The organism is uncultured Hyphomicrobium sp. (assembly GCF_902826555.1).
Taxonomy (GTDB): domain Bacteria; phylum Pseudomonadota; class Alphaproteobacteria; order Rhizobiales; family Hyphomicrobiaceae; genus Hyphomicrobium_C.
On record NZ_CADEFI010000076.1, the window covers coordinates 1,191 to 3,074 of the forward strand.

General features: G+C 65.2%; 2 protein-coding genes. One reads left to right on the forward strand and one right to left on the reverse strand.

What is annotated here, in order from left to right; all coding sequences use genetic code 11:
• A complete protein-coding gene (locus tag QZV93_RS17490; RefSeq protein WP_295559999.1) occupies window positions 1-780 on the reverse strand; it encodes a TIGR04283 family arsenosugar biosynthesis glycosyltransferase in 780 nt (259 codons plus the stop codon).
• Window positions 781-912: 132 nt separating this feature from the next.
• On the opposite strand from QZV93_RS17490, the gene QZV93_RS17495 reads away from it, so the two are divergent.
• A partial coding sequence (locus QZV93_RS17495; protein ID WP_295560000.1) for a PA0069 family radical SAM protein occupies window positions 913-1,884 on the forward strand: 972 nt, incomplete at its 3' end.

Genomic DNA, 1,884 nt, shown 5'->3' on the forward strand with positions numbered 1-1,884 from the left:
CTAGGGCAGTCCGCGCTGCGCCACCGGCTCGCCGATCTGCGCCGTGGGCGGCGGCCCGAACATGTTGGCGATCGTCGCCACCGGCACCCCGATCAGATACAGGCCGAGGCAGGCCTGGTTGCGCATCATGCGGGAGAGATAGCCGTCGCGGCGGTAGCGCTCGCCGCCAGTAACCGCACGCGCATTGAGCGCCACCAGGCGGCCGCGTCCCAGGCGCCGCACGAGATCCAGATCTTCCAACGCCGGAAGCTCGCTGAACCCGCCGACCTCGTCATAGAGGGCACGCGGGATCAGAAGCCCCTGATCTCCGTACGGCAGCTTGAAGAGCCCTGACCGCAGCGACGCCATGGTTTCGAGCAGGCGCGGCAATCCGCCCTCGTCGTCGAGCGCAAAGCGGAAGCTTGCGGCAGCGGCCCGCCGCCGGCCGTTGTCCACGCGCTCGATATGCAGATTGGCATCGCGCTCCCACCCGGCGTCCAGATAAGTATCGCCGTTGAGGAACAGGAGCCACGGAAAGCGGGCGCGAGCCGCACCGGCCTTGAGCTGCCTGCCGCGGCCGCCTTCGCTTTTGATGATCTCGGCACCCGCCCCGTCCGCGATTTCGAGCGTGCGGTCCGATGAGCCCCCATCGACGACGATGACCTCGCGAATGAGCCCGTCCACGGCGGCGGGCACGAGCGACGACATCGTCTCGCCCAGATGGGCCTCCGCGTTCAGCGTGGGGATGATGACGGAAATCATCGTCTTCTCATGCACGATCTCCAGGATCCCAACAAGCATCCGCCGTGCCGCGGCAGCTACGTCCGTGAGCTCGGAACGGAGAGGCAAGCCCTGCGCAAGTTGCTCCAGCACCGGCTGGTTGCGGTTTTTGTTCTTTATTTGTTCTCATCGTTGCGCTAGGCTCGTTGTACAATGAAAACATCGCGCACCAGCCGGAGGCCCGCCCCTCTTGCACGATCGCAGACAGCCGCTGAAAGCGTCGTCGGCGACGAGCTGAGGCGGGGCCGCGGGGCACGCTCGAACCACACCGGCCGCTTCGAGAGCGAACGGCGCATGAGCTTCGACGACGGCTGGGAAAGCCTCGGCGAACTCGAGGCCTTTCAGACCGAAGTCTACGTGGAGCCGGCGCGCTCCATTATCACGCGCAACAAGAGCCCCGACATCTCCTTCGATCAGTCGATCAATCCCTATCGCGGTTGCGAGCACGGCTGCATCTATTGCTATGCACGGCCGAGCCATTGCTATCTCGGTCACTCGGCAGGTCTCGACTTCGAGACCAAGCTCTATGCGAAGAGCAACGCCGCCGAGCTTCTCGAACGGGAGCTTGCGCACAAAGCCTACGTGCCGAAGGTCATCGCACTCGGCACCAACACCGATCCCTATCAGCCCATCGAGCGTCAGCATCGCATCACGCGCAGCATCCTCGAGGTGCTGGAGCGCACGGGCCATCCCGTCGGCATCGTGACCAAGTCCGCACTCGTGCTCCGCGACGTGGACATACTGTCCCGCATGGCCGCGCGCGGGCTCGCCAAGGTCGCGATCTCGATCACCTCGCTCGACCGCCGCATTGCCCGTGCCATGGAGCCGCGCGCCGTGACACCGGCAAGGCGCCTCGACGCCGTTCGCGGCCTCGCCGAAGCCGGCGTTCCGGTGTCCGTCATGGTCGCCCCCATTGTTCCGGGGCTGACCGACAGCGAGATCGAGCGCATTCTCGAAGCGGCGAAGAATGCGGGAGCATTGGAAGCAGGTTACGTGTTGCTGCGACTTCCGCTCGAGCTCAAGGACGTCTTCCGCGAGTGGCTGGCAAGTGAGTTCCCGGATCGCGCGAGCCGCGTCATAAATCTTTTGCGCTCCATGCATGGCGGCAAGGACTACGTCGCCGAC

Excerpts from the sequence above, each read along its gene's own strand:
- QZV93_RS17490 (WP_295559999.1), bottom strand. The coding sequence starts at position 780 with ATGCTTGTTGGGATCCTGGAGATCGTGCATGAGAAGACGATGATTTCC.